At 32.8% G+C, this 23,562-nt stretch carries 21 protein-coding genes and 1 pseudogene; 13 read left to right on the forward strand and 9 right to left on the reverse strand.

Annotated elements, in window-relative coordinates; all coding sequences use genetic code 11:
* Positions 1-109, forward strand: a pseudogene (locus tag KHA90_RS21330) (IS982 family transposase); the annotation flags it as partial.
* Between the two features lie 238 nt (positions 110-347).
* On the opposite strand, the gene KHA90_RS21335 reads toward KHA90_RS21330, so the two are convergent.
* Together KHA90_RS21335 and KHA90_RS21340 are read right to left on the reverse strand one after the other, a co-directional pair.
* Positions 348-1,004 carry a hypothetical protein gene (locus KHA90_RS21335; RefSeq protein WP_213306315.1) on the reverse strand — a complete coding sequence of 219 codons (657 nt, stop codon included), beginning with the start codon at positions 1,002-1,004 and terminating at the stop codon, positions 348-350.
* A 7-nt stretch (positions 1,005-1,011) separates the two neighbouring features.
* Entirely contained in the window at positions 1,012-1,371 is a 360-nt protein-coding gene (locus KHA90_RS21340) for a hypothetical protein (RefSeq protein WP_213306318.1), read from the reverse strand.
* Between KHA90_RS21340 and KHA90_RS21345 the strand changes: the two genes are divergently transcribed.
* The 5 genes from KHA90_RS21345 to KHA90_RS21365 all read left to right on the forward strand — a co-directional run bounded on the left by KHA90_RS21345 (position 1,370) and on the right by KHA90_RS21365 (position 5,787).
* Positions 1,370-1,861 carry a nuclear transport factor 2 family protein gene (locus KHA90_RS21345; RefSeq protein WP_213306320.1) on the forward strand — a complete coding sequence of 164 codons (492 nt, stop codon included), beginning with the start codon at positions 1,370-1,372 and terminating at the stop codon, positions 1,859-1,861. The genes KHA90_RS21340 and KHA90_RS21345 overlap by 2 nt on opposite strands.
* Before the next feature lie 262 nt (positions 1,862-2,123).
* Positions 2,124-3,506: an ammonium transporter gene (locus KHA90_RS21350; protein ID WP_213306322.1), complete on the forward strand. Its 1,383-nt coding sequence runs from the start codon at positions 2,124-2,126 to the stop codon at positions 3,504-3,506.
* A gap of 435 nt (positions 3,507-3,941) precedes the next feature.
* On the forward strand, positions 3,942-4,619 hold the full coding sequence (gene trmB / locus KHA90_RS21355) for a tRNA (guanosine(46)-N7)-methyltransferase TrmB (protein WP_213306424.1): 678 nt from the start codon (positions 3,942-3,944) through the stop codon (positions 4,617-4,619).
* A gap of 40 nt (positions 4,620-4,659) precedes the next feature.
* A complete protein-coding gene (locus tag KHA90_RS21360; RefSeq protein ID WP_213306325.1) occupies positions 4,660-5,295 on the forward strand; it encodes a LysE family transporter in 636 nt (211 codons plus the stop codon).
* Between the two features lie 165 nt (positions 5,296-5,460).
* Positions 5,461-5,787 carry an MGMT family protein gene (locus tag KHA90_RS21365; protein WP_213306327.1) on the forward strand — a complete coding sequence of 109 codons (327 nt, stop codon included), beginning with the start codon at positions 5,461-5,463 and terminating at the stop codon, positions 5,785-5,787.
* 214 nt (positions 5,788-6,001) lie between these two features.
* On the opposite strand, the gene KHA90_RS21370 is transcribed toward KHA90_RS21365, so the two are convergent.
* Positions 6,002-7,327, reverse strand: coding sequence for a sensor histidine kinase (locus KHA90_RS21370; protein ID WP_213306330.1), 1,326 nt, complete (start codon positions 7,325-7,327; stop codon positions 6,002-6,004).
* Between the two features lie 333 nt (positions 7,328-7,660).
* Positions 7,661-9,004, reverse strand: a complete 1,344-nt coding sequence (locus KHA90_RS21375; RefSeq protein ID WP_213306333.1) for a sigma-54-dependent transcriptional regulator — start codon at positions 9,002-9,004, stop codon at positions 7,661-7,663.
* A 156-nt stretch (positions 9,005-9,160) separates the two neighbouring features.
* Between KHA90_RS21375 and KHA90_RS21380 the strand changes: the two genes are divergently transcribed.
* From KHA90_RS21380 to KHA90_RS21390, 3 genes are all read left to right on the forward strand, one after another.
* A complete protein-coding gene (locus KHA90_RS21380) occupies positions 9,161-10,405 on the forward strand; it encodes an efflux RND transporter periplasmic adaptor subunit (RefSeq protein WP_213306336.1) in 1,245 nt (414 codons plus the stop codon).
* A gap of 197 nt (positions 10,406-10,602) precedes the next feature.
* Complete coding sequence (locus tag KHA90_RS21385; protein ID WP_213306339.1) at positions 10,603-11,310, forward strand: ABC transporter ATP-binding protein; 708 nt, start codon at positions 10,603-10,605, stop codon at positions 11,308-11,310.
* A gap of 116 nt (positions 11,311-11,426) precedes the next feature.
* Entirely contained in the window at positions 11,427-13,856 is a 2,430-nt protein-coding gene (locus KHA90_RS21390) for an ABC transporter permease (RefSeq protein ID WP_213306342.1), read from the forward strand.
* Between the two features lie 126 nt (positions 13,857-13,982).
* Here the strand turns inward: KHA90_RS21390 and KHA90_RS21395 are convergent, their stop codons facing one another.
* The gene (locus KHA90_RS21395; RefSeq protein ID WP_213306345.1) at positions 13,983-15,599 is read right to left on the reverse strand and encodes a L,D-transpeptidase family protein; all 1,617 of its coding nucleotides are present in this window, start codon (positions 15,597-15,599) and stop codon (positions 13,983-13,985) included.
* Between the two features lie 422 nt (positions 15,600-16,021).
* Here KHA90_RS21395 and KHA90_RS21400 point away from each other — a divergent pair, with 422 nt between their 5' ends.
* The 4 genes from KHA90_RS21400 to KHA90_RS21415 all read left to right on the forward strand — a co-directional run bounded on the left by KHA90_RS21400 (position 16,022) and on the right by KHA90_RS21415 (position 18,576).
* Positions 16,022-17,152, forward strand: a complete 1,131-nt coding sequence (locus tag KHA90_RS21400) for an Mrp/NBP35 family ATP-binding protein (RefSeq protein ID WP_213306347.1) — start codon at positions 16,022-16,024, stop codon at positions 17,150-17,152.
* A gap of 113 nt (positions 17,153-17,265) precedes the next feature.
* On the forward strand, positions 17,266-17,505 hold the full coding sequence (locus tag KHA90_RS21405) for a NifU family protein (RefSeq protein ID WP_213306350.1): 240 nt from the start codon (positions 17,266-17,268) through the stop codon (positions 17,503-17,505).
* Positions 17,506-17,716: 211 nt separating this feature from the next.
* Positions 17,717-18,199 (forward strand): hypothetical protein, encoded by a 483-nt coding sequence (locus KHA90_RS21410; RefSeq protein WP_213306353.1) that lies wholly within the window; start codon positions 17,717-17,719, stop codon positions 18,197-18,199.
* Between the two features lie 59 nt (positions 18,200-18,258).
* A complete protein-coding gene (locus KHA90_RS21415; RefSeq protein WP_026982672.1) occupies positions 18,259-18,576 on the forward strand; it encodes a 2Fe-2S iron-sulfur cluster-binding family protein in 318 nt (105 codons plus the stop codon).
* Between the two features lie 80 nt (positions 18,577-18,656).
* On the opposite strand, the gene KHA90_RS21420 is transcribed toward KHA90_RS21415, so the two are convergent.
* The 4 genes from KHA90_RS21420 to KHA90_RS21435 form a co-directional block, all read right to left on the reverse strand.
* Positions 18,657-19,157 (reverse strand): SMI1/KNR4 family protein, encoded by a 501-nt coding sequence (locus KHA90_RS21420; protein ID WP_213306355.1) that lies wholly within the window; start codon positions 19,155-19,157, stop codon positions 18,657-18,659.
* A gap of 128 nt (positions 19,158-19,285) precedes the next feature.
* Positions 19,286-20,275, reverse strand: a complete 990-nt coding sequence (locus tag KHA90_RS21425) for an aspartate-semialdehyde dehydrogenase (RefSeq protein WP_213306363.1) — start codon at positions 20,273-20,275, stop codon at positions 19,286-19,288.
* Between the two features lie 305 nt (positions 20,276-20,580).
* Complete coding sequence (gene mscL, locus KHA90_RS21430) at positions 20,581-20,964, reverse strand: large conductance mechanosensitive channel protein MscL (protein WP_213306366.1); 384 nt, start codon at positions 20,962-20,964, stop codon at positions 20,581-20,583.
* Positions 20,965-21,033: 69 nt separating this feature from the next.
* The gene (locus tag KHA90_RS21435) at positions 21,034-23,505 is read right to left on the reverse strand and encodes a bifunctional UDP-N-acetylmuramoyl-tripeptide:D-alanyl-D-alanine ligase/alanine racemase (RefSeq protein ID WP_213306369.1); all 2,472 of its coding nucleotides are present in this window, start codon (positions 23,503-23,505) and stop codon (positions 21,034-21,036) included.
* Positions 23,506-23,562: the final 57 nt, after the last annotated feature.

Consider the following 23,562-nt stretch of genomic DNA (forward strand, 5'->3'; position numbering starts at 1 on the left):
TTTTAAAACAAGAATATTAGCAAAAATAGCAGCACTTACATTGGTTCAATATATTAACAAATTTATATTTGACAGACCAATTAATAATATTAAAAATCAAATAATTTAATTTCACCCAACGGGTTATATTAACTATGATTCTATATGTTACATATTTTTCGCATAACTATTGTATAACACAATCGATGTTTTTTTTGCGTGAGGGATAGAAGCTGGCTACCGAAGTAGCGCGTATAGCCCGACAGCAATAAAAAAAGGGGCGACTAAGCGATTGCATAGTCAGCCCCTTTTTTTATTGGTGGCACGCCCAGATTATTATTTACTAAATTATATAGGGCTTGTTTATTTTATGATTTCGGCAACGGAGCTCCAACTGCAATATCACAGCGATGTCCGGGTTTTCCGTGTGCAGGATTCATTCCGTCTGCGGTTGCGACTTCGGTGCTTAATAAAGCCGGAACTGCATTGTTTGCGGGTGGCGTTACGGTGAAGTTTTGAGTTGTGGTGCCGCTTTGCGCTGTATTTGTAGTGGCAACAGGTTGTGTTGGTGCCGCAGAATTTAAAGGTGCTCCAACGGGAATATCACATCTGTGTCCGGGTTGGCCGTGCGATGGATTCATTCCTTTCGCGACTTTTACGGGCGCTGCAACTGTAGTAGTTACAACTTGTTGCTGACCTGTATTTACTTGTACTGGCTGCGCAGTTTGAGTTGTTGTTTGTGCTTGTTGTGTTGGAGCGGAATTTAAAGGCGCGCCAACTGCAATATCACAACGATGTCCGGGTTGTCCATGCGCAGGATTTATGCCTTGCGTTGCTCCCATTACAGTATTAGGATTTCCAGCCGGAACCTGAACTACAGATTGCGTTTTTGTGGTGTCTTTTGCTAATCCTAATTTTACCAATTCAGATGTTGGTGTGCTTTCCTGCGGTTCTAGTTCTTTCTTGCAAGAAACAAATAGTAAGGAGGTAACAATTAGTGAACTTATGAGTATTTTTGGATTCATGATGTATTTATTTAGAGCCCTCAAATATACTGGTTTTTGTAAAGTTTTCCACCATATAAGTGATATAAGATAATTTAAGTTTTGCTTTGTAATAATCTCGCAAAGGCGCAGAGGCGCAAAGTTTTATTTTCTTTGAGACTTGGCTTAACTTAAATTTTAAGTTTTTTAAATTTTTGCTTTGAGAATTTCGCGCAAAGGCGCTAAGTTTTAAAATCGGCAAGGGAAAAAACTTTGCGACTCTGCGTCTTTGCGCGATTAAAACGAATCTCAATAAAAAACTCTGCACCTTTGAGCCTATGTACGTATATCCCTTTGCTCCTTTCAAAAGATTTTTTGCTAACTTTAAATCCAAAAGAAAACCTCTCATGAAAAAATCAATTCTACTATTATTATTCGTTGCTACTTTTGCCAACGCACAAAAATCTGAAAAAGACAAAGTAAATCAAACTCTCGATATGTGGCATAAGGCTGCCGGCGATGTGAAATTTGACGCCTATTTTGATTTAATTGCCGAAGATGGAATTTTTATAGGAACTGATGCAACCGAAAACTGGAATAAAAAAGACTTTAAAGTTTGGGCAAAACCATTTTTTGATAAAGGAAAAACCTGGAATTTTACGGCTCTTGAACGCCATATTTTTTTTGATAAATCCGGAAAAATTGCGTGGTTTGATGAATTGCTCAATACACAAATGAAAATTTGTCGTGGTTCTGGTGTTTTGCTGAAAGTTGGGAAGGAATGGAAAATTCAGCATTATGTTTTATCAATGACAATACCTAATGACGAGGTGGACGCTGTTACAAAATTAAAAGCTCCAATTGAAGATGTTTTGATTTCGAAGCTTCAGAAAAAATAAACAATTTTGAACTTTGTTTTTATAATCCTAACTTTTCTAGCGTTTTACAGCATGAGTTATCAAATTAATTATAATACAATCGACAATTTTACTCCTGTTTTAGAAGTTCAAAATAAGATAGTCTCAAAAAAAGAGATTGAATTTTACAAAATTGACTAAAATAAAAGCATAGCCTCTATTTTACCAGCCCTGAAAATCAAAATCTTTATTTTTTTTTAACTTTGACCCCAAAAAAAATAGGGTTCAATAAAGTATCTGAAAAATGAAAATAGAAAAACGCTGGGTCATTTCCTTTATTATTATAAGTATTGTTTGTGTCACCGGTGCATTTTGGCCTACGGTTACCACAAATAGTTATGTATTATCAGAATTTGGGACAATAGATCATATTGTTCCTGCGGATGTTGCATGGATGTTAACTTCTTGTTGTCTTGTTTTAATTATGACTCCCGGATTATCATTTTTCTACGGAGGAATGGTGGGCAGAAAAAATGTTATATCTACGATGCTGCAAAGTTTTATTTGTTTAGGTGTTGTAACGCTTTTATGGGTTGTGGTTGGTTTTAGTCTGGCTTTTGGTGATCCTGTCGGATTTGGTTCAGGGGAACACTTTTATAGTTTCTTTGGCAATCCAACAACTTTTGCCTTTATGGATTATGTAGGGGTTTTGCCTCATAAAAAATTAGCCAGTACGATTCCGTTTATGTTATTTGCTTTGTTCCAAATGAAATTTGCAATTATTGCTCCGGCAATTATTACAGGTTCATTTGCAGAACGCGTTCGCTTTATATCGTATTTACTTTTTATAAGCTTGTTTACCATTTTTATTTATGCGCCTTTGTGCCATTCGGTTTGGTATCCTACGGGAGTTTTAGGAAGTTATTTTGGCGTGAAAGATTTTGCCGGAGGAACTGTAGTACATATGAGTTCTGGATTTGCAGCGTTGGCAGGAGTTCTGGTTTTAGGAAAAAGAAAAAACAGCGATCATATCCCAACTAATATTCCGTTTGTATTATTAGGAACTGGAATGTTATGGTTTGGATGGTTTGGTTTCAACGCGGGTTCGGCCCTTGCTGCCAACGGAACTGCTGCAATGGCTTTTGCTACAACAACAACATCATCTGCCGCTGCAATGTTAACCTGGGTTTTCTTTGACCGAATGAACGGAAGAAAAGTTTCGGCTCTTGGTGCTTGTATCGGGGCTGTTGTAGGTTTGGTTGCCATAACACCAGCTGCGGGATTTGTATCGGTTCCTGAAAGTATGTTTTTCGGCTTTGTTACTGCTTTGGTTTCTAACTCGGTTGTCAATTGTCGTTTCTCTAAAAGATTTGATGATACGCTCGACGTTTTTGCCTGTCACGGCGTTGGTGGAATTATGGGAATGATCCTGACAGCAATCTTTGCTCATGGTGAAGATGCAAGTTTATTACACGGTGGATGGAATGTATTTGCACACCACATGATGGCGCTGGTTTTGGTTTCGATATTTACTTTCTTCGGAGCTTATTTCTTGTTTAAAGTAACGAACTTTATTATTCCGCTTCGTGTTTCTGAAGAAAATGAACATATTGGACTGGATTTATCACAACACGATGAAACTCTTGATCCAAAATTAAAAACAATAACTGAGCCGCATTACGGGTAAAAAAGTTTGCCACGAATTACACAAATTTTCACTAATTTTTTTGATTAATCGTAAATATGAATGTGTAGTCCCTACGGGACACCTCTGGCGTGGTAACTATTATTTTCTACCAATATTTAACTCCTAACGGAGTATATCTCGTAGAGATTAAATATTGGTAAAAAAACGACTGTAAGTTTGTCCTGTAGGGACTACACTAATTAGACAATTTTAATTAAAAAATCATTTTAATCTGTGAAATCTGTGGCAAAAAAAACAGCCAGGAATTTCGATATTTTGTCCACAATGCATACAAAAATGAATTCGCGAAAATTAGTGTAATTCGTGGCAAAAAAGAACATCCATCATTAAAATTCGTGGCAAAAAACTTTAAAACCCAATTGCGCTATTTTCATTCGTTTATATTCCTTAATTTTGCTGAAAATTTTTGTAAAAGTGGGAAGTAAAAATAAACTAAAAAGATTCAGAGAAAACGAAACATTTGAAAACGTTTTTCAACCAACCAGAGAAGAAGTTGTAGGCGATTTAATGCCTTTAAAAGGTAAATGGAACTCTGATTTCTTTAAAAACGATAATCCATTAGTTTTAGAATTAGGATGTGGAAAAGGTGAATATTCTGTTGGATTAGCAGAAAGATACCCTGACAAAAATTTTATTGGTATTGATATTAAAGGTGCTCGTTTCTGGAGAGGTGCTAAAACCGCTGTTGAAAACGGACTTCATAATGTTGCTTTTATTCGTACTCAAATCGAATTGATCGACCATATTTTTAATGAAAATGAAGTGGATGAAATCTGGATTACTTTTCCGGATCCGCAAATTAAATATAAAAGAACAAAGCACAGAATGACAAACTCTGAGTTTTTGAAATTGTATAAAAAAATCCTTAAAAAAGACGGCGTAGTAAACCTTAAAACCGATAGTGAATTCATGCACGGTTACACTCTTGGATTACTTCATGGTGAAGGACACGAGGTTTTATACGCCAACCATAATGTGTATACAAACGAAGGAAGTCCTGAGGAAGTTACTGCTTTTCAGACTTTTTACGAGAAACAATATTTAGAGATTAACAAGGCAATTACGTATATTCGCTTTAAAATTAAAGACTAATTTGTTTTAAGAACGATTTTCAAACCCATTAAATAACTGAATGGCATTACTTACCCCATTACTTTCAGGTTTTATTGCCGCTTTCATTGGGATTATTCCGCCTGGTTTAATCAATATGACAGCTGCGAAAGTGAATCTAAAAGAGGGAAAAAAGAACGCTCTTTGGTTTGTTGCCGGTGCTGTTGTAGTAATCTTTTTTCAGGTTTCTTTAGCGGTTTTATTCGCACAAGTAATTGATAATCGTCCTGATGTTGTCACTTTATTACGTGAAGTTGGTTTTGCTATTTTTTCGATTTTAACGATTTATTTTTTGTTTATCGCTAAAGAACCAAAAGCCAAAAAATCGAAGATTAAAAAGAGCAGTAAAAAAAGCCGTTTCTTTTTAGGAATGCTACTTTCTGGTTTGAACTTTTTCCCTATTCCGTATTATGTTGTTGTGAGCGTTACGCTTGCTTCTTATCATCTTTTTGCATTCGAAAACAATATTATTTTCACTTTTGTATTTGGATCTGTTTTGGGTTCATTTGCTGCTTTGTACAGTTATATTGGTTTCTTTGGAAGAATTGAAAAGAAAACCGATTACATCATGCGAAATATGAATACAATTATAGGAAGTATTACGGGTTTAATTGCTATTGCAACTCTTTTTAATATTCTGAATTACTACTTTGGGTAAATATTATGCCACAGATTAAAAAGATTTTTCTTTTGTCTTTAAGCTTCTCGCAGATTTCGCAGATCTAAAAGATTTTATTTTAATTTTAATCTGTAAAATCTGCGTGAAACCAATTTTAAGGAATCATTTTAATCCGTGAAATCTGTGGCAAAAAAAATCAATTCTATGGCTGAAGATAATTTTTTTGAACGTGTTTATGCGATCGCCAGACAAATTCCGTACGGAAAAGTAACTTCATATGGCGCAATTGCGAAAGCTCTAGGAACGGCCCGATCTGCACGAATGGTGGGTTGGGCAATGAATGCCTGTCATAATATGGAAGATGTTCCCGCCCACAGAGTTGTAAACAGAAAAGGTCTTTTGACCGGAAAACACCATTTTGACGGAACGAATTTAATGCAGCAACTTCTGGAAAGCGAAGGGATTGTGATAGAAAACAATCAAATTATAGATTTAGACAAACATTTTTGGACACCGGAAATTGAACTTTAATTTTTTTTTTACCATATAAGTTATATAAGTTCATTTAAAATATTGTCTTGATTTACTTTGTCATTTAATCGCGCAAAGTCGCTAAGTTTTTTAAGTTTTTCTTTGCGACTCTGCGACTTTGCGCGATTAATAAAAAAATAACTTTGCGAACTTTGCGAGAAATTTATGCGCAATGCTTGATATGAAATTATATCACTTATATGTTTCAAAAAAATTAAATCAGGCAAATTACAAAGCTCGTTTTATCTTCATCGGTTTGGTAGCTTAAATAACCGCCGTGTGCTTCGATGATGTTTTTAGAAAGCGTTAATCCAATTCCGGCGCCGTCTTTTCTGGTAGTGAAAAAGGGCAAAAATACTTTATCTCTAATCTCCTGATCGATTCCTTTTCCGTTGTCTGAAATGGTGATAAAAAAGCGATTATTTTCGGTATAACTGGATAAGAACATTTTCTTTTCAGCCTTTTCTTTTAAGGCATAAATACTATTTGTAATTAAGTTAATAATCACTTGTTCCATTTGGTTTTTGTCAATCAAAATAGATCTTGAACTATTAATTTCGTTTATTAATTCGATATTTTCTGCTTTTAAAATTGGACTCATGATTCGCATGCAGTCTTCAAAAAGTGCATTTATTGGTGTCATTTTTTTAGTTGGCGTTGGCAACATGGCTAATTTTCGGTAGTTTTCTACAAAAACCTGTAAATGGTCGCTCCTATTTATTATGGTCGAAATACTGCTTTTTATGTCCTCAAAATCATCTTCTTCTAATTGTTCCTGATCGACAATCTGAAGTAAATTCTGCGAAAGCGCACGAATTGGAGTTAACGAATTCATTAATTCATGCGAAATAATTTTCATCAAATTAATCCACGCTTCTTTTTCTTTTTTCTCAATAACGCGCTGAATACTATCTAATAAAATGATAAAATATTCTTTGTCATACGTTTTTGTATAAGATGTCTGCAACATAAAAGTCTGCAAATCCTGCTCTTCAATCTTTATCGAAATCGCCGATTTTAATTCGGCAAATCCAACATTCTCAATTTCATCGCAAAGTGATGGTAAATAATTTTTAAGGTAATTCCAATGACTTACTTTTGGGACTTTGAACAACTTTGAAAAACAATCGTTCATTAAAAAAATCTTCCAATCCTCATTTTCCTTTTCAAGAATTAAAGTTCCTGTATCAATATTATTTAGAATGGATTGATAAATAAGTTCTTTTGAAGTTTGTTCTTGTTGCTGAACTTTTAATTTGTTGTATAAAAGATATAAGGTTTTAAAATTTTCTTTTTTATGTTCTTCCGGAAAATTGGTTGAAAAGTCATTTTGTAAAATCGAAAGTAACGTTTTATCATAAAATAAAAGTTGGTTTCTAAAAAATAAATACATTTCAATCAACATTACAATTGCAAATAAACCAACTAAAATAGCATTGTAATAAAACGTTTTATATATCAGAATAATGCAAAATAAAAAGAGCAGCATGACAAACAGAACCCTTATAAATAAGGCATTATAGAATTTCCAATTTTTCATTATTTTATTTTTTTATTGCCACAGATTAAAATGATTAATGATTCTTAAAATTTGTTTCCCGCAGATTTTAAAAAGATTTAAGCAGATAAAATTAGATTAAAGTAAATCTATTTGATCTTGTAATTTTGGGCAAATTATTTCTTTTATTGCCACAGATTAAAAGAATTAAAATGATTCTTTACTTGGTGAGTTCTCTCGCAGATTATGCAGATTTGGCGGATTAATTAAAATCCATTTTATCTGCGAGATCTGCAAAATCTGCGAGAGACTATTTTTTTTAAATCATTTTAATCTTTTATCCCGATAGCTATCGGGAGTGGCAAAACTTATTTTTTAATTTTTTAAATCGTATTTCTCGATTCTTCTGTACAAAGCAGCTCTCGACAATCCTAATTCCTCAGCTGTTTTGCTAATGTTTCCATTATGTTTAAATAATGCTTTTTCGATGGCATTTTTTTCCATTTCCGATAAAGGATTTTCATCGTTTTCCTGAATATCTTCAAAATCCAGAATATCTAAATTGGTTACAGAAATTGTATTATTATCGGATAAAATTAAAGCGCGCTCAATTTTATTTTCGAGTTCACGAATGTTTCCTTTCCACGGATATTTTTCTAAATACGGTGCGACATTATCTTCAAAATGCCAATTTTCCTGATTGTATTTTTCGGCAATTTTTTCCAGAATAAAATGCGCCATTGGTACAATATCATCTTTTCGTTCGCGTAATGATGGCAAATGAATTTCCATTGTATTTATTCTGTACAATAAATCTTCACGGAACGTTTTGTTTTTAACCTCAGCTTTTATATCGCTATTTGTTGCCGCAATAATACGAACATTTAAAGGTCTTGCTTTACTTTCGCCCAAACGCGTAACTGTTTTAGTTTGCAAAACATGTAACAATTTCGATTGTAAATGAAGTGGAATATTCCCAATTTCGTCCAGAAAAATGGTTCCGTTTTGTGCCATTTCAAATCTTCCGGATGTATCTGTTTTGGCATCTGTAAAAGCACCTTTGGCATAACCAAAAAGTTCGCTTTCGAATAAATTATCACTTAACGAACCCAAATCAACATGAACAAAAGGTTGTTCTTTACGTGCTGAATTTTGATATATAAACTCTGCAAAAACATATTTACCGGTTCCGTTTTCGCCCAGAATCAAAACATTAGCATCTGTTTTAGCTACTTTTTCAGCCATTAAATAGGCTTGTTTTATTTTAAGGGAACTTCCAACAAAATAACTATTTTCTATTTTTTCGGTTACAACTTTTTTGCTATTCTTTCTGCTTTCGGCGACAGCCTTATCAATTGTTTCCAGTAATTTTTCGTTGTTCCAGGGTTTTAAAACATAATCAAAAGCACCAATTTTTATTCCTTCAACTGCGGTATCAATTTTACCAAAAGCGGTCATTAAAATCACAACCGTTTGCGGTGAAAGTGTTTTTATTTCTTTCAGCCAATGAATTCCTTCCCGCCCATCTTCAAAACCAATTCTATAATTCATGTCTAACAAAACCACATTTATTTCATTTTCATTTAAAATAGAAATAATTTTTTTAGGACTATTTGCCGTAAAAATGGTTTCAAAATGTTTTTTGAGAATCATTTTTGCCGAAAAAAGAATCTCTTCCTGATCGTCAACGATTAATATTTGGGCTTGTTTTCTTCGCATGTTTTATTTTTTTGTTCGATATCGAACGGTCAACTGTTCATTATCGAACAGTTCTTTTTGAACAGTTTTTAAAGCTTCTTTAAAATCAACCCTTTACAAATAATACTTTTTATGGCACAATATTTACCTATTGATTATCAGTAAATTATTAAAGAAATGGACAAAGTAATTCCTCGTAAAAATAGAAAATTTAGATATCTCACAATAACAATTGGAGTTTTTTTAGTTTTGGCAGCAATCGTTTTTTTCTCGTTTAACACTAAAAGAAGTTTAAATGTAAAAGGAGATGAACTAAGTATTCAAAAAATTGAAAAAGCCTTTTTTGAGGATTTTGTTGTTTTTCAGGCAAAAGTTGAACCTTTGAATGTAATTCTTGTAAATGTTACTGAAGGTGGATCTGTAAAAGAAATTTTTGTAGAAAATGGAGCAATGGTTACAAAAGGTCAATCTTTAGCACGTTTGTATAACCCGAATACTGAACTTAATTACCTGACTCAGGAAACGGCAATTATTGAACAAATTAATAATTTGAATACTGGAAAACTAAATATTAGAAATCAGGAATTAAGTCTGAACAAGGATTTGGTTTTGATCGAACATGATTATAATGATGCCAAAAGATTGTACGATATGAACGCGAGATTATTTGAGAAAGAGGTAATTTCTAAAAATGACTGGAATACGTTTAAGGAAAGTTTACGTTTTCAAGAAGAACGCAAAAGAACGATTCAGCAAAGTATTCAGAAGGAAAAACAAACAAATCAACTTCAGATTTTTCAAATTAATCGTTCGATTCAAACTATGGAAAAAAGTTTGGATATTTTAAGAAACAACAAAAAGAATTTCCTGATTACAGCTCCGGAATCCGGACGTTTAACTTCATTTCAACCTATTTTAGGAAAAACTTTTCAGGCGGGAGAAAGCATCGGGAAAATAGATTCTAAACAAGGTTATAAACTTACTGCCGAAGTGGATGAATTTTATCTGGAAAAAGTTAGAGAAGGCTTAAAAGGTCAGGTTGAATTTCAAGGAAAAAATCTTGAAGTTTTAGTTACAAAAGTAATTCCGGAAGTTAAAAGCGGGCATTTTATAGTAGAATTGGCTTTTGTATCTAAGGAAAACATTGTCTTGCAAGACGGACTTAGCTTTGGTGTGAAACTGATTTTATCGGAGAAAAACAAAACTCTTGTCATTCAAAAAGGAAGTTTTAATCAGGAAACAGCAGGAAAATGGATCTTTGTTGTAAAGGGAAATAAAGCTGAAAGAAGAAATATAAAATTAGGACGTGAAAACCCATCATATTATGAAGTTCTTGAAGGTTTAAAAAAAGGCGAATCTGTGATTATTTCTTCTTATTCTGATTATAAGGATGTTGAGGAATTGGCAATTAGTTATCAGTAACCGTTTTCAGTCGCAGTCGCACTTTACAGTTTGAAAAGTTCGCCACGAATTACACGAATTTTCACTAATTTTTTATTTGAGGAGCGTGAAAATTAAAAATTCAATTCGTGAAAATTCGTGTAATTCGTGGCAAAAAATAAAAGTTTCAATCATCAATCAAAAAATACAATCAATAATAAACTAAACATTTTAAAACTATGATAACAATTCAAAATTTAACCAAAGTTTTTAGAACCGAAGAAGTAGAAACTTCAGCTTTAAGCGGGATTTCTTTAGAAATTAAAAAAGGTGATTTCCTGACAATTATGGGACCTTCGGGTTGCGGGAAATCGACTTTGTTGAATATTATTGGTCTTTTGGACAGTGCCGATGGCGGAAGTTATAAATTACTAGATCAGGAAATGATTGTTTTAAAGGAGAAAGGAAGAGCGATTGTTCGTAAAGAAAACATTGGTTTTATATTCCAGAATTTTAACTTAATCGATGAGCTTTCGGTTTATGATAATATCGAATTGCCTTTGCTTTATAATAATGTAAAAGCATCGGACAGGAAACAGAAAATCGAAGCACTTGCCGAGAAACTTAACATCTCACATCGTTTGAAACATTATCCGCAACAGCTTTCAGGCGGACAACAACAAAGAGTTGCGGTTGCAAGAGCATTAGTAAATGATCCTAAAATTATTCTTGCTGATGAACCTACGGGGAATTTAGATAGTAAAAATGGTAATGAAGTAATGGAACTTTTAACTGATTTACATGCTAAAGGAGCTACTATTTTGATGGTTACACATTCTGATTATGACGCTTCGTTTTCGCAAAGAACGATTCATATGAAAGATGGTGTTATATTTTCTGAAAGATTAAATCAGAGAAATGTTGATGTTTTTATGGACGCTAAATAATTCAAAAATGATAAAATTTATTGTAACAGCAATTTTAATCCTGGCAGGATTTGTTTGCAAAATATTGGCAATTATCTAAAACTAAAAAGCAACCATAATAACTAAAAATATACAACATGATTTTTAACTGGTTTAAAATATTCATCTATCATTTAAAGCAAAACAAATTGTTTTCGTTTTTAAATGTTCTGGGATTAAGCATAGGAATTGCGGGCGTGATTTTCGCCATTTTATATTGGAATAACGAAAACTCGTACGATCAATGGAATCCTGAAAAAGAAAACGTTTATCAGATTTTAAATAAATTTGGAGACAATGCCGAAATATGGAACTCAAGTCCTGTACCTTTTGGCTTAACCTGCAAAGCAACTATTCCTGAAATTGAATCTATTACTTTTTACACTGGATGGTACAGTGAAGATGTAATAAAACATAAAAATCAAAAATGGATTGGCAAAAAAATCATAGTCGCAGATTTCGACTTTTTTGATTCTTTTCCGTTCCCAATTCTAAAAGGAGCCAAAAAAGACATCTTAAAAGAAAAAAACAGTGTTGCTATTTCTGATGAAACTGCAAAATTAATTTTTAAAAACGAAGATCCGATTGGTAAAATTATTACAAAGGACAATAAACCTTATGTCGTAAAATCGGTTTATAAAAACATGAGACCTTCTTCTGTAGAACCTGAGTATGTTTTTGGAGGTTTGATCAGCGAGGAAGACATTAAACAATGGGGCAACTTCAGTTACACCTTAATGATTAAAACAAAAAAAGGGGTCAATAAGGAGACGGTTTTAAAAAAGATGCAACACGTGAATTTTGTCAATAGAATTGTAAAGGAAGCTAAAAAGGAAGGAGTAACACCAGAACAATTTATCAAAGAAAATGGCAACATTATAGTTATTATGGACCAAATAGCTACAGCACGTTTACATGGCACAAAATCTCCTAATGGCGCAAATTTCCCTGAAGGAAGGGGTGATTTACAACTGCTTTATATTATGGTAGGCTTGTCTGTTTTGATTCTTATTTTGTCTTTAGTAAACTATATTAATCTCGCAACTGCTTCGGCAATAAAACGTGCCAAAGAAGTAGGCGTTCGCAAAATTGTTGGCGCTAGTAAAAAGCAAATCATCGCTCAGTTTATATTTGAAACTGCTATTATTGTTGTTCTTGCTATTTTATTTGCTTTGGCAATAGTAGAACTTTCTTTGCCTTACTACAATAACTTCCTAAAGAAATCTTTAACGATGAATGGTGGTGAGTTTTACCTGCAGCTCATTTTTATATTTGGATTAGTAATCATTTTTGCAGGTATTTTTCCGGCTATTTATATCTCAAATTTCGAAACCTTAAAAGTTTTAAAAGGCAATTTCTCAAGAAGCAAAAGCGGTATCTGGATTAGAAATTCTATGTTAATTTTTCAATTTGGTATTGCCGCTTTTTTTATCATTGGTGCTTTAATCGTAAACTCTCAGGTTTCTTATATGATGAATAAAGATCTTGGTTTTAGCGGAGATCAGGTAATTCGCGTTCCGTTTAGATATAGTGATCAATCTAAAAAAGGTAAAAAATACCTGACTGCAAAACAGGAGATTCTTAAATTTTCGGGCGTTCAAAATGTATCTACATTTGCTGGTTCATTTGGAAACGGCAGCACTTCGAGCTCAGGTCTTACATACAATGGCGTTTTTGTGCAGCCCAGAAATATCGAAATGGATTATGGCTTTCTGGATATGATGAAAATTAAGATTGTTAAAGGCCGTGACTTATCTCCAAAATATGCTTCGGACACCATCGATAACTGGCTAGTAAACGAAACTCTTGCTAAAAAGATAGGACTCAAAAACCCCATAAACACCGTACTAACCTCTGGGTGGGGAAATGAAAAAGGAATTATGAAATTTAAAATCGTTGGAGTTGTAAAAGACTTTCACATTACAGGACTTCAAAACGAAGTTCCTCCAATGATCTTTATAAGTATGAAAACTTTAAAATGGAATAATTTTGAGAACGTTTATATAAAAGTTTCACCTAACAATCTAACTGAAACTTTGGCAAAATTAAAAACCTATTGGGAGAAAAACATAAATCCTGATTATCCTTTTGATTATGAATTTGTAAACAAGGGATTTGCCAAAACTTATGAAGAACAGGTAAAACAGAAAGATTTATTTTTTATCCTGAATCTTGTAGTCATTATTATTGCAGTTTTTGGATTATTCGCTTTAGCATCCTTCTCAATGGAAAGAAGATTAAAAGAAATCGCGATCAGAAAAACATTGGGCGCAGAAACGGATATTTTACTTAAAGAATTATCAAAACAATATGTTGGTTTTTGCTTAATAGGATTTGTAATTGGTATTATTCCTGCATACATTTTATTGCAGAAATGGCTGGAAGATTTTGCCTTTAGAATCAATGTTTCTGTTATACCTTTTGGTATTGCGCTTGTTTCTTTATTGGTTTTAACCTTAATAATAGTTTTGGCAAAAGCCTATCAGGTAACCAAAATAGACATTCTAAAATATTTAAAATACGAATAAGCTTGTAGACCATTTTTTTAGTAAACCCGCCAGATTAATTTATTTGGCGGGTTTATTTTATTTAATATTTTAAAATACCAAACCCAACAGATTTTAAAAACCTGTCTGTTTTAATTCAAGATGTCTTTATTTCACAACTACTGAATCTGAATAAAGTAATTTATCTAATTGCGGATCTCTGTCATATACATCAAGATAAAAACCAATTTCTCCGTTTTCATTTACCCAGGCTGTAAAATAGCCAATATAGATTGGAATTTTATTTTTCAGCATGCAGGTCGTTTCTTTTTCTCCGCTCATCGCCTGATCTATTTTATCTGTTGACCAATCCGGATTGTCTTTTAAAATAGCAAGAGCCAAGCCTTTTGCTTCTTTTACATTAATACAGCCATGGCTAAAAATACGCTGTTCAAAATCAAACAAACTTTTTGCCGGTGTATCATGCAAGTAGATATCATTGGGATTAGGAAAAATAAATTTAACTAAACCTAAAGAGTTTTTAGGTCCCGGTTTTTGTCTGACATTTCCTCCGTTCCATTCCATATCGTGATCTGCGAGATAATTTTTATCTTCTGCCATTTTCAGTTTAAGCTCGTTTTTGATGATACTCTGCGGAACATACCAATACGGGCTAAAAACAATTCGGTCTATATTACCGCTAAAAATTACCGTTTCGGTCATTCTGGTGCCTACAAAAACATCAGATACAAGTTCATATTTCCCATTTTTAACATACGCCAGTTTAAATGATGGGATATTCACCATCACATATTCACTTGCTTGTGTCAGTTGAGTTGGTATCCATCTGCAACGTTCCATGTTTAGCATTATCGTTTTAATTCGATTGCTTATTGGCTCATTCATCTGGTCGATGTGTTCTTTTGTTAAAGTATAATTGAGCTTCAGACCATATCTGTTTTTATACTTTAAAATTCCAGCCATCATCTCCTCGTCATAGATATTATTTTTAGAGTCTTGTGCGAGATCTCCATCAATAAACAATCTTTCTCTAATTTGTTTTACGGCAACGCCACTATCAAAAGGTTTTAGTTCTTTATAATTTGCATCAATATCTATCTTTTTCCATTGATTATTTTTCTCAATAGTTCGATATTTTTTCAGCATTGATTTGAGTTTATAATATTGTCCGTATAAAAGATTTTCGTCTTTATTTAATCGGTCCGGATCCACCATTAGGGAATCTAATATTTTATCATACGAAATAGTTTTGGCAGGTAAAAACCAGCCAATTTTTTTTAAGGTTGCGGCATCAACGCCAGAATAAACGTTGCTCGCATAAAACACATACATATTAGACAATAGAAGTTCTGTGTCAATTTGAGGCAGATCGACAGATACATTTTCATTAAAAACATCATCGACTAAATCCATATAAGGCATAGTTGCCTTAACACCCTGATCATTGATTAAGCGTACTTTATGATATAAAAGTGATCCAAATTCGCTAACCCGTTTATCATCGTACCAAATCGAATTGTATTCCTTTTTTTTATAAAGATCTAAAACGTCGTTCTGGTATTTTTTTAGTTTAGGATATTTTTTATAAAATTCATCAATTGATTTTACATCAACCGTAACTTTAGAGACATCTATTTTAGAAGTAAAAATGTTCTCAGATTCTGTTATATTATTTTTTATTTTAATTTCTTTAGAAGAAGATTCAAAAGAAAACATCAAAAAACTAATAGCAATTATTACAGATAAAGAAGTGAAATTTCGCATATCTTTCAGATTTAAATTTTAGAAATAAGTTTGTTCTAAAAAATACCGAAAACCCATAATTCACCCAAAAACAAGCTTTCACGTATTTTTCAAAACATTAGAAATCATTTGATTTGGGTACTCAAATATAGCCAAGATTATTGATATTTTGGGTATGCTATTTTAAAATTTATATTAAAATTCGTATAATTTAACTCCAAATAAGTTTTTAAAGTATAATCAGAAATAAAATTGTGATTGTGATTTTAGAATCTGAAAGTAAAACCAGCCCATCAGAATCATTTTGACCAATTCCCATATCAATAAATACAATTTAAAAGGGTTTGAATCCGAACATAATCTGTTATCTTTGCAGTCTGAAATCAGTTTAAATAAACACAATGCTTAATTTGGTTTCTTTCAATAGAAAACAGTAGATTAAAATGAAATTAGATAGAAAAGAAATTCTTAAAGCTCTAGAGACAATTACTATAGCTGGCGAAGGAAAAAATATGGTTGAAAGTGGTGCCGTTGCCAATGTAATTACTTTTGGTGATGAAGTTGTTGTCGATTTACTTTTGCACACACCTGCAATGCACATTAAAAAAAGAGCCGAAGATGATATCAAAAAAACAATTCTTGAATTGGTATCGCCAGATGCAAAAATAAAAGTAAACATTAAGGTTGAAGCCAAAGAAAATCCAAACGAAATAAAAGGAAAGGCGATTCCCGGGATCAAAAATATTATTGCCGTTGCTTCTGGTAAAGGTGGAGTTGGAAAATCTACGGTTACTGCAAATCTTGCCGTAACGCTTGCAAAAATGGGTTTTAATGTTGGTGTTCTTGATGCAGATATTTACGGGCCTTCAATGCCTATTATGTTTGATGTTGAAAACGAAAAACCAATTTCGATTACCGTCGATGGAAAATCAAAAATGAAACCGGTTGAAAGTTATGATATTAAAATACTTTCTATTGGTTTTTTCACCGCACCTAGTCAGGCTGTAATCTGGAGAGGTCCAATGGCTGCAAAAGCGTTGAACCAAATGATTTTTGATGCAGATTGGGGTGAATTAGATTTTATGCTAATTGATTTACCTCCGGGAACTGGAGATATTCACCTATCGATCATGCAATCATTACCAATTACCGGAGCTGTTGTTGTAAGTACACCTCAGGCTGTGGCTCTTGCCGATGCTAAAAAAGGAGTTGCTATGTTTATGCAGGACAACATCAATGTTCCTGTTTTGGGAATTATAGAAAATATGGCGTACTTTACTCCAGAAGAATTACCTGATAATAAATACTATATCTTTGGACAAGAAGGTGCTAAAAACCTTGCCGAAGACTTAAATGTTCCGTTTTTAGGAGAAGTTCCTATTGTACAATCAATTCGTGAAGCTGGTGACTTTGGTCGTCCGGCAGCGATGCAGACTGCTTCAGCAATCGAGGCTGTTTTTGAAGAAATAACCCGAAACGTTGTTCAGGAAACCGTAAACAGAAACGATAATTTGCCTGCAACAGAAGCCATTAAAATTACAACTATGGCAGGTTGTTCAGCAGTAAAAAAATAATTACATAATTGAGATAATTAGATAATTAGATAATGCCGGCTTTTGAGAATTTAAAATTTTCTAATTCACACATTTTCTAATTATCTAATTCTTTAATTGACACATTAAATATTATGACAACAGAAGAATTAACAAACAATGTATTATTGGCTCTGGAAGAAATCAGACCTTTTTTAAATTCTGACGGTGGAGATATTACACTAATTTCTATAGACGATGACAAACATGTCAAAGTTCGTCTTGAAGGAGCGTGTATTAGCTGTAGTGTAAACCAGATGACTCTAAAAGCAGGGGTTGAAACAACAATAAAAAAATACGCTCCGCAAATTGAAACCGTAGTAAATATCATGTAACAAAACGATATTTTTTCTGCTTTTTAGTTTTTGCCAATTAACAGGAATAATATTTCTTTGAGTAGTTTAATTTCGGAATTAACAATAAAGCAGGAACAAAAATGCTGGTTATTGCGGATTTATCAAAAAATAACGTAAAGTTTTAAGAGTTATAGTTAAGTAATTGTTACATAATTAACTTAAATTTGTCACTTAACTTAATCTTAAATCTATGAAGAATTATTACGCTCTATTTTTATTGCTACTTTGCGTTTCTGTAAATTATGCACAACAAACTACCCAAACTCTAGTGGTTGATAAATCCTGGGTAAACGAGTCTGAAGAATGGTCTGATTTTCAACATGCAGGTCAAATCGTATTTTCAACCAATGCAAATGAAGCAGAGGGAAGTTTAAGAATTGGCAATTATGATTTCCTTTATGATTTATGCGATGGGAAAGCTAAATTTGCAAATAAAGCAACTTACAGTGCTGCTCAATTTACAAATCCAAGAAAAGTATCTGTTACAACAGATAAACAAGGAGTAATGAATTCAACTTATGAAGGCACTCTAATTTTTCAATCAGATAAAGATTATTATTCTGTAATTGCTTTAGTAACTATATTAGAGAAAAACGGAAATACTCTTGGTTTAAAAATGCGTCTTAAAGAAGGAAACAAGAAAGAATACGCTTTTACTATAAAAAATAGCTAATAAAATTAAGGATTTTTTCATGTTATAAAATCCTCACCATTAAAATTCCAATAATTAAAATGGACGTATTAATAAAGATTAAAGATCGAGAAGGAGTTATACACGAGTTACAAGCTCCAACTGATATGGCGATGAATATAATGGAGTTATGCAAAGCATACGAACTACCTGTTGAAGGAACCTGTGGCGGAATGGCCATGTGTGCTTCTTGCCAGTGTTATGTTCTTAATGATGTTGCATTACCTGAAATGGGAGATGAAGAAGAAGCCATGCTGTCGGAAGCATTTTATGTTAAATCAAATAGTCGTTTAGGCTGTCAGATTCCAATTACTACCGAGTTAGAAGGATTAGAATTAGAATTAGCACCTGAATATTAAAAAAATAATTACAATATTTTAAAATTCCAAATTCCAATAGTATCAAATATTCTATTGGAATTTGGAATTTTTATTTGCCTTTATTCGAGATCTGAAGGATCAAAAGGCTCAAATTCTCTTTCAGAAAATGCTTCGGTTAAAATTCCTGATGAACACAACCACGTTATAGTTTCTTCAAGTGTATTTCCTGTTTTATAAATCATTTCGCTATTTCTAGGCAAAATAAAATATTCATTTTTAAGAAGTATTATTTCATCTCCGTCGAAAGTATCTCCAATTCTGATTGAGTTTAAAACTTCCTCTTTTGTGAGAACATCTTTTCCTTCGTCCCAAAACCAATATTCGGCTATACGCTCTTTCCATTCCTGAAGAGTCAGAATTATTGTTTCAGGAAGAAATATGCGTACATAAGTCCCACCAAGTATTCCGCTTCCGTATTTTAAAACATATTCTTTATAATCCTGATCAAAAATAATATTTAAGGTTTTTTCGCAAGCTAGAATTTCTGCATTGTCCGCAACGAATAAATCGGTTTCATTCGTTTTGTAGTTTGGGATTATTTTATAATTATCGAAGTTCATGAGTTTTTTATTTATAAAGCTAAAATAGGATTTTTTATTTTCGAAATTAATTTATTACCACAAAAAAACCGCAATTACATTACTGCAATTACGGCTTTCTCTTTATAACAATTTTCTTTAATCTCTAATTATACCAAACCTGCCTGAATTAAATATTCAGCAATTTGAATGGTGTTTGTTGCAGCACCTTTTCTTAAATTATCAGCAACAATCCACATGTTTAATGTATTTTCCTGGCTTTCGTCACGACGAATTCTTCCAACAAAAACATCATTTTTACCTTCTGCATATAATGGCATCGGGTAAGTAAAAGTATCTAAATTATCCTGTACCACTACTCCATCAGTATTGTGCAAAATTTGACGAACTTCATTTACATCAAAATCATTTGTAAACTCAACATTTACTGCTTCGCTATGTCCGCCCACAACGGGAACACGAACTGCAGTTGCTGTAACTCTGATGGTATTGTCACCAAGAATTTTTTGAGTTTCACGAACTAATTTCATTTCTTCTTTAGTGTATCCGTTTTCTTCAAAACTATCACAATGTGGAATCGCGTTTCTATGAATTGGATATTTATATGCCATTTCTCCCTGAACTCCTGCGTATTCATTTTCTAATTGTCTCACCGCTTTTACACCAGTTCCTGTGATGGATTGGTATGTAGAAACAATGATTCTTTTTATGTTGTATTTTTTGTGCAATGGAGCCAAAGTCAGCACCATTTGAATCGTTGAGCAGTTAGGATTTGCTATAATTTTATCAGCACTTGTTAAAGTATCTGCATTGATTTCAGGAACAATTAATTTTTTTGTCGGGTCCATTCTCCAAGCCGAAGAATTATCAATAACAGTTGTTCCGGCAGCAGCAAATTTTGGTGCCCATTCTAGTGAAGTATCTCCTCCGGCAGAAAAAAGAGCAATATCTGCTTTCATATCAACAGCCGTTTGCAATCCTACAACTTTATATTTTTGACCTTTATATTCAATTTCTTTTCCTATTGATTTTTCAGAAGCAACAGGAATTAACTCAGTAACAGGAAAGTTTCTTTCTGCTAAAACTTTAAGCATTATTTCGCCAACCATACCAGTGGCACCTACAACGGCTATTCTCATTTTTATATTTTTAGTATGAATTAATCTTATTTACTCTGCAAAAGTATACATAATAAAAATCAAAACAAGACCCTTCACAAAAAATAACAAAATGTTATAAATCAAACAAAATGAAAAAACAGGGGTCAATTCTAAAACCTATAGTGAGAAAAAAAAATTACCACAGAGAACACTAAGTTATTTTACAGTTAGCTTTTATAAAAAGTAAAGTTCGTAAAGCTTTGTACTGATTTAGCCTTGATAAAAAAAAACCGTCCCAATTAAAGGAACGGTTAAGTTAGACTTAGTGTAGCGGTATATTTTTATTATTGTTTATTTTTTAATAGATCTCTAATTTGAATAAGAAGCTCTTCTTGAGTTGGTCCTACTGGTGCAGGTGGTGGCGGAACCTCTTTCTTTTTAGCATGGTTTATTCCTTTAATGATTAAAAATAAAACAAAAGCAACAATTAGAAAGTTAATTACTGCCGAAATAAACAAACCGTACTTGACACCTCCAAAAGCCGTCAGCTCTTCGATCGTAGATAAATGTGCTGCGTCTAATGCCGGTTTCAATATTAATGGTGTAATTACATTTTCAATTAATGAGCTCACAATTTTACCAAAAGCTGCTCCAATGATTACACCGACAGCCAAATCGACTACGTTGCCTTTCATTGCAAATTCCTTAAATTCTGAAAACATCCCCATAATTGTTTATTTTAGTTTATAATTAATTGATCATCGAAAATACGGAATTTTCTGCAAAGTTTCAAAAATCTATCTGAAAAAGACTCTTTTTACGCGTTGCGAAATACTGGTCATTATTTCATACGGAATTGTTTTTAGTGCCAAAGCCATCTCAATAACAGTTGGGTTTTCTCCAAAAATGATAACCGAATCTCCTTCTTTACAATCAATATGACTTACATCAACCATTAGCATATCCATGCAAACGCTTCCTAAAATGTATGCTTTTTGATTTTTAATGACTATATATCCAACCTGATTTCCCCACAATCTTGAAATCCCATCGGCGTAACCTATTGGAATTGTGGCAATTTTAGTTTCTTTTTCTGCCATGAACCTACGTCCGTAACCTACGCTGTCTCCGGCAGGAATGGTACGAACCTGAGAAATAATTGATTTTAATGTTCCTACGTTTTCCAGATATTTCTGTTCTGCCGGATCATTTGAAACTCCGTATAAACCAATTCCTAAACGCACCATATTATATTGTGCATCAGGAAAATTGCTAATTCCTGATGTATTCAGAATATGACGAATTGGGTCAATATTTAATGCCGAAATTAATTTTGATGATAATTTTTCGAATAAATTAATCTGAGAAATCACAAAATCATAATGTTTCATTTCGTCACTTGTTGCCAGATGCGATAAAACACTTTTTACTTTTACGGTTGAATTTCCTTTTAAAGTTTCAATTAATTCGTCAAGTGTATTTGCTTCAAAACCCAAGCGATGCATTCCTGTATCTAATTTTATATGAATTGGAAAATCTTTTAAATTTTTCTCCTTTGCAATTTTCAGAAAAGCTTTTAAACCTTTTACGCTGTAAATTTCAGGTTCCAGATTGTATTGAATGATTGACGGAAAACTTGTCGATTCCGGATTTAAAACCATTATTGGCAATTTTATTCCGCCGTTTTTAAGCGAGATTCCTTCATCGGCAAAAGCCACTCCTAAATAATCTACTTTATGATGTTCGAGTAATTTTGCAATTTCTAAACCTCCGTTTCCATAACCAAATGCTTTTACCATAACCATCAGCTTAACATTGCCGGCTAATTTCGACTTATAATAATTCAGGTTATGACTTATTGAATTCAGGTTGATTTCAAGAATGGTTTCATGTGTTTTTTCTTCTAATAAAGAAACGATTTCCTCGAACTGAAATGATCTTGCTCCTTTTATCAAAATAGTTTCATTTTCGAAATTTAAGCTTTCGATTTGAGCGATAAATTCGGCTGTATTTTGAAATGTGATAGAGTTTGGGAATTTTGCTGCAAAAGAGGAAATCACAGAGCCAATTCCTATTACACGATTTATTTCATTATCTGCAATTAACTGAGCTACTTTAGCATACAATTCTTCCTTAGAGAATCCGCTTTGAACGATATCTGATAAAATAATCGTTTTTGAAGCGTTTTTCTTTTTTTGACTTTCCTGAAAATCCAAAGCAATTTTAAGCGATTCAAAATCAGAACTGTAACTATCATCGATAATACTGCAGTTGTTGATTCCGTTTTTAACTTCAAGACGCATTTGAACCGGATATAAATTTTGAACGCGGTTTTGAATGGTTTCAGAATCGTATTTAAAATAAAGCAAAACCAACAAACATGAAATGGCATTTTCTATAGATGCCGAATCACTAAACGGAATTTCCAGATTAAAAACTTCTTCTTTATATTGGTATTTAATATGTGTTGAATCGGTTTTATTTTCCTTTTTCAGAATAAAAACATCCGAAGTAATATCGGTAAAACTCCATGAAAAAAGATTTCTGTCATTTAATGGATATTTAGCACGAAACGAATCCAGACATTGATCTACAAGCGAATTCTTTTGATAAATTATTACTTTAGAATCTTTAAATAATAATAATTTCTCATTGATTTTTTGCTGTAAATTTTCAAAACCTTCATCATGTGCAGAACCTATATTGGTTAAAACTCCAATTGTAGGTTTGATGATTTTTTCGATTTTAATCATTTCATTAACCGTTGAAATTCCGGCTTCAAAAATACCTAAATTGTGTTTCTCGTTAATTGAAATTACGGATAACGGAACTCCAACTTGCGAATTGTAACTTTTAGGACTTCTGACAATATTATAATCCGGGCTCAATAAAAAATTAAGCCATTCCTTTACTATCGTTTTACCATTACTTCCGGTCAATCCGATAATAGGGAAATTGAAAAGATTTCTATAATAACCTGCCAATTCCTGCAAAGCATTCAATGTGTTTTTAACTACTAGAAAATTCGCTTTTCCGGCACAATTTTCAGGAACATATTGAACAACAAAATTCTGAACGCCTTTTTCAATCAACTCCTTAATATACAAATGAGCATCATTATTAACACCTGACAGGGCAATAAACAAAGTTTCAGATCCGTTTTGTAATGAACGGCTGTCGATTGAAATATGATCTACTAAAATAGTAGTATCAGACCCAATCCATTTAGCATCAAGAACCGGGATAAGGCTTTTTAAGTTTATGCTCATTTAAAATTCTTTTTGTCAAATTTAAAAAAACGTTTGCCACGAATTTCACAAATTTTC

This window comes from Flavobacterium psychroterrae (assembly GCF_018380615.1).
Classification (GTDB): Bacteria; Bacteroidota; Bacteroidia; order Flavobacteriales; family Flavobacteriaceae; genus Flavobacterium; species Flavobacterium psychroterrae.

Excerpts from the sequence above, each read along its gene's own strand:
- KHA90_RS21390 (WP_213306342.1), top strand. The coding sequence starts at position 11,427 with ATGATTTTTAACTGGTTTAAAATATTCATCTATCATTTAAAGCAAAAC.
- KHA90_RS21335 (WP_213306315.1), bottom strand. The coding sequence starts at position 1,004 with ATGAATCCAAAAATACTCATAAGTTCACTAATTGTTACCTCCTTACTA.
- KHA90_RS21435 (WP_213306369.1), bottom strand. The coding sequence starts at position 23,505 with ATGAGCATAAACTTAAAAAGCCTTATCCCGGTTCTTGATGCTAAATGG.
- KHA90_RS21420 (WP_213306355.1), bottom strand. The coding sequence starts at position 19,157 with ATGAACTTCGATAATTATAAAATAATCCCAAACTACAAAACGAATGAA.
- KHA90_RS21365 (WP_213306327.1), top strand. The coding sequence starts at position 5,461 with ATGGCTGAAGATAATTTTTTTGAACGTGTTTATGCGATCGCCAGACAA.
- KHA90_RS21350 (WP_213306322.1), top strand. The coding sequence starts at position 2,124 with ATGAAAATAGAAAAACGCTGGGTCATTTCCTTTATTATTATAAGTATT.
- KHA90_RS21425 (WP_213306363.1), bottom strand. The coding sequence starts at position 20,275 with ATGAGAATAGCCGTTGTAGGTGCCACTGGTATGGTTGGCGAAATAATG.
- KHA90_RS21385 (WP_213306339.1), top strand. The coding sequence starts at position 10,603 with ATGATAACAATTCAAAATTTAACCAAAGTTTTTAGAACCGAAGAAGTA.
- KHA90_RS21340 (WP_213306318.1), bottom strand. The coding sequence starts at position 1,371 with ATGAGAGGTTTTCTTTTGGATTTAAAGTTAGCAAAAAATCTTTTGAAA.
- KHA90_RS21410 (WP_213306353.1), top strand. The coding sequence starts at position 17,717 with ATGAAGAATTATTACGCTCTATTTTTATTGCTACTTTGCGTTTCTGTA.
- KHA90_RS21360 (WP_213306325.1), top strand. The coding sequence starts at position 4,660 with ATGGCATTACTTACCCCATTACTTTCAGGTTTTATTGCCGCTTTCATT.
- KHA90_RS21380 (WP_213306336.1), top strand. The coding sequence starts at position 9,161 with ATGGACAAAGTAATTCCTCGTAAAAATAGAAAATTTAGATATCTCACA.
- KHA90_RS21415 (WP_026982672.1), top strand. The coding sequence starts at position 18,259 with ATGGACGTATTAATAAAGATTAAAGATCGAGAAGGAGTTATACACGAG.
- KHA90_RS21370 (WP_213306330.1), bottom strand. The coding sequence starts at position 7,327 with ATGAAAAATTGGAAATTCTATAATGCCTTATTTATAAGGGTTCTGTTT.
- KHA90_RS21345 (WP_213306320.1), top strand. The coding sequence starts at position 1,370 with ATGAAAAAATCAATTCTACTATTATTATTCGTTGCTACTTTTGCCAAC.
- KHA90_RS21375 (WP_213306333.1), bottom strand. The coding sequence starts at position 9,004 with ATGCGAAGAAAACAAGCCCAAATATTAATCGTTGACGATCAGGAAGAG.
- mscL (WP_213306366.1), bottom strand. The coding sequence starts at position 20,964 with ATGGGGATGTTTTCAGAATTTAAGGAATTTGCAATGAAAGGCAACGTA.
- KHA90_RS21405 (WP_213306350.1), top strand. The coding sequence starts at position 17,266 with ATGACAACAGAAGAATTAACAAACAATGTATTATTGGCTCTGGAAGAA.
- KHA90_RS21400 (WP_213306347.1), top strand. The coding sequence starts at position 16,022 with ATGAAATTAGATAGAAAAGAAATTCTTAAAGCTCTAGAGACAATTACT.
- KHA90_RS21395 (WP_213306345.1), bottom strand. The coding sequence starts at position 15,599 with ATGCGAAATTTCACTTCTTTATCTGTAATAATTGCTATTAGTTTTTTG.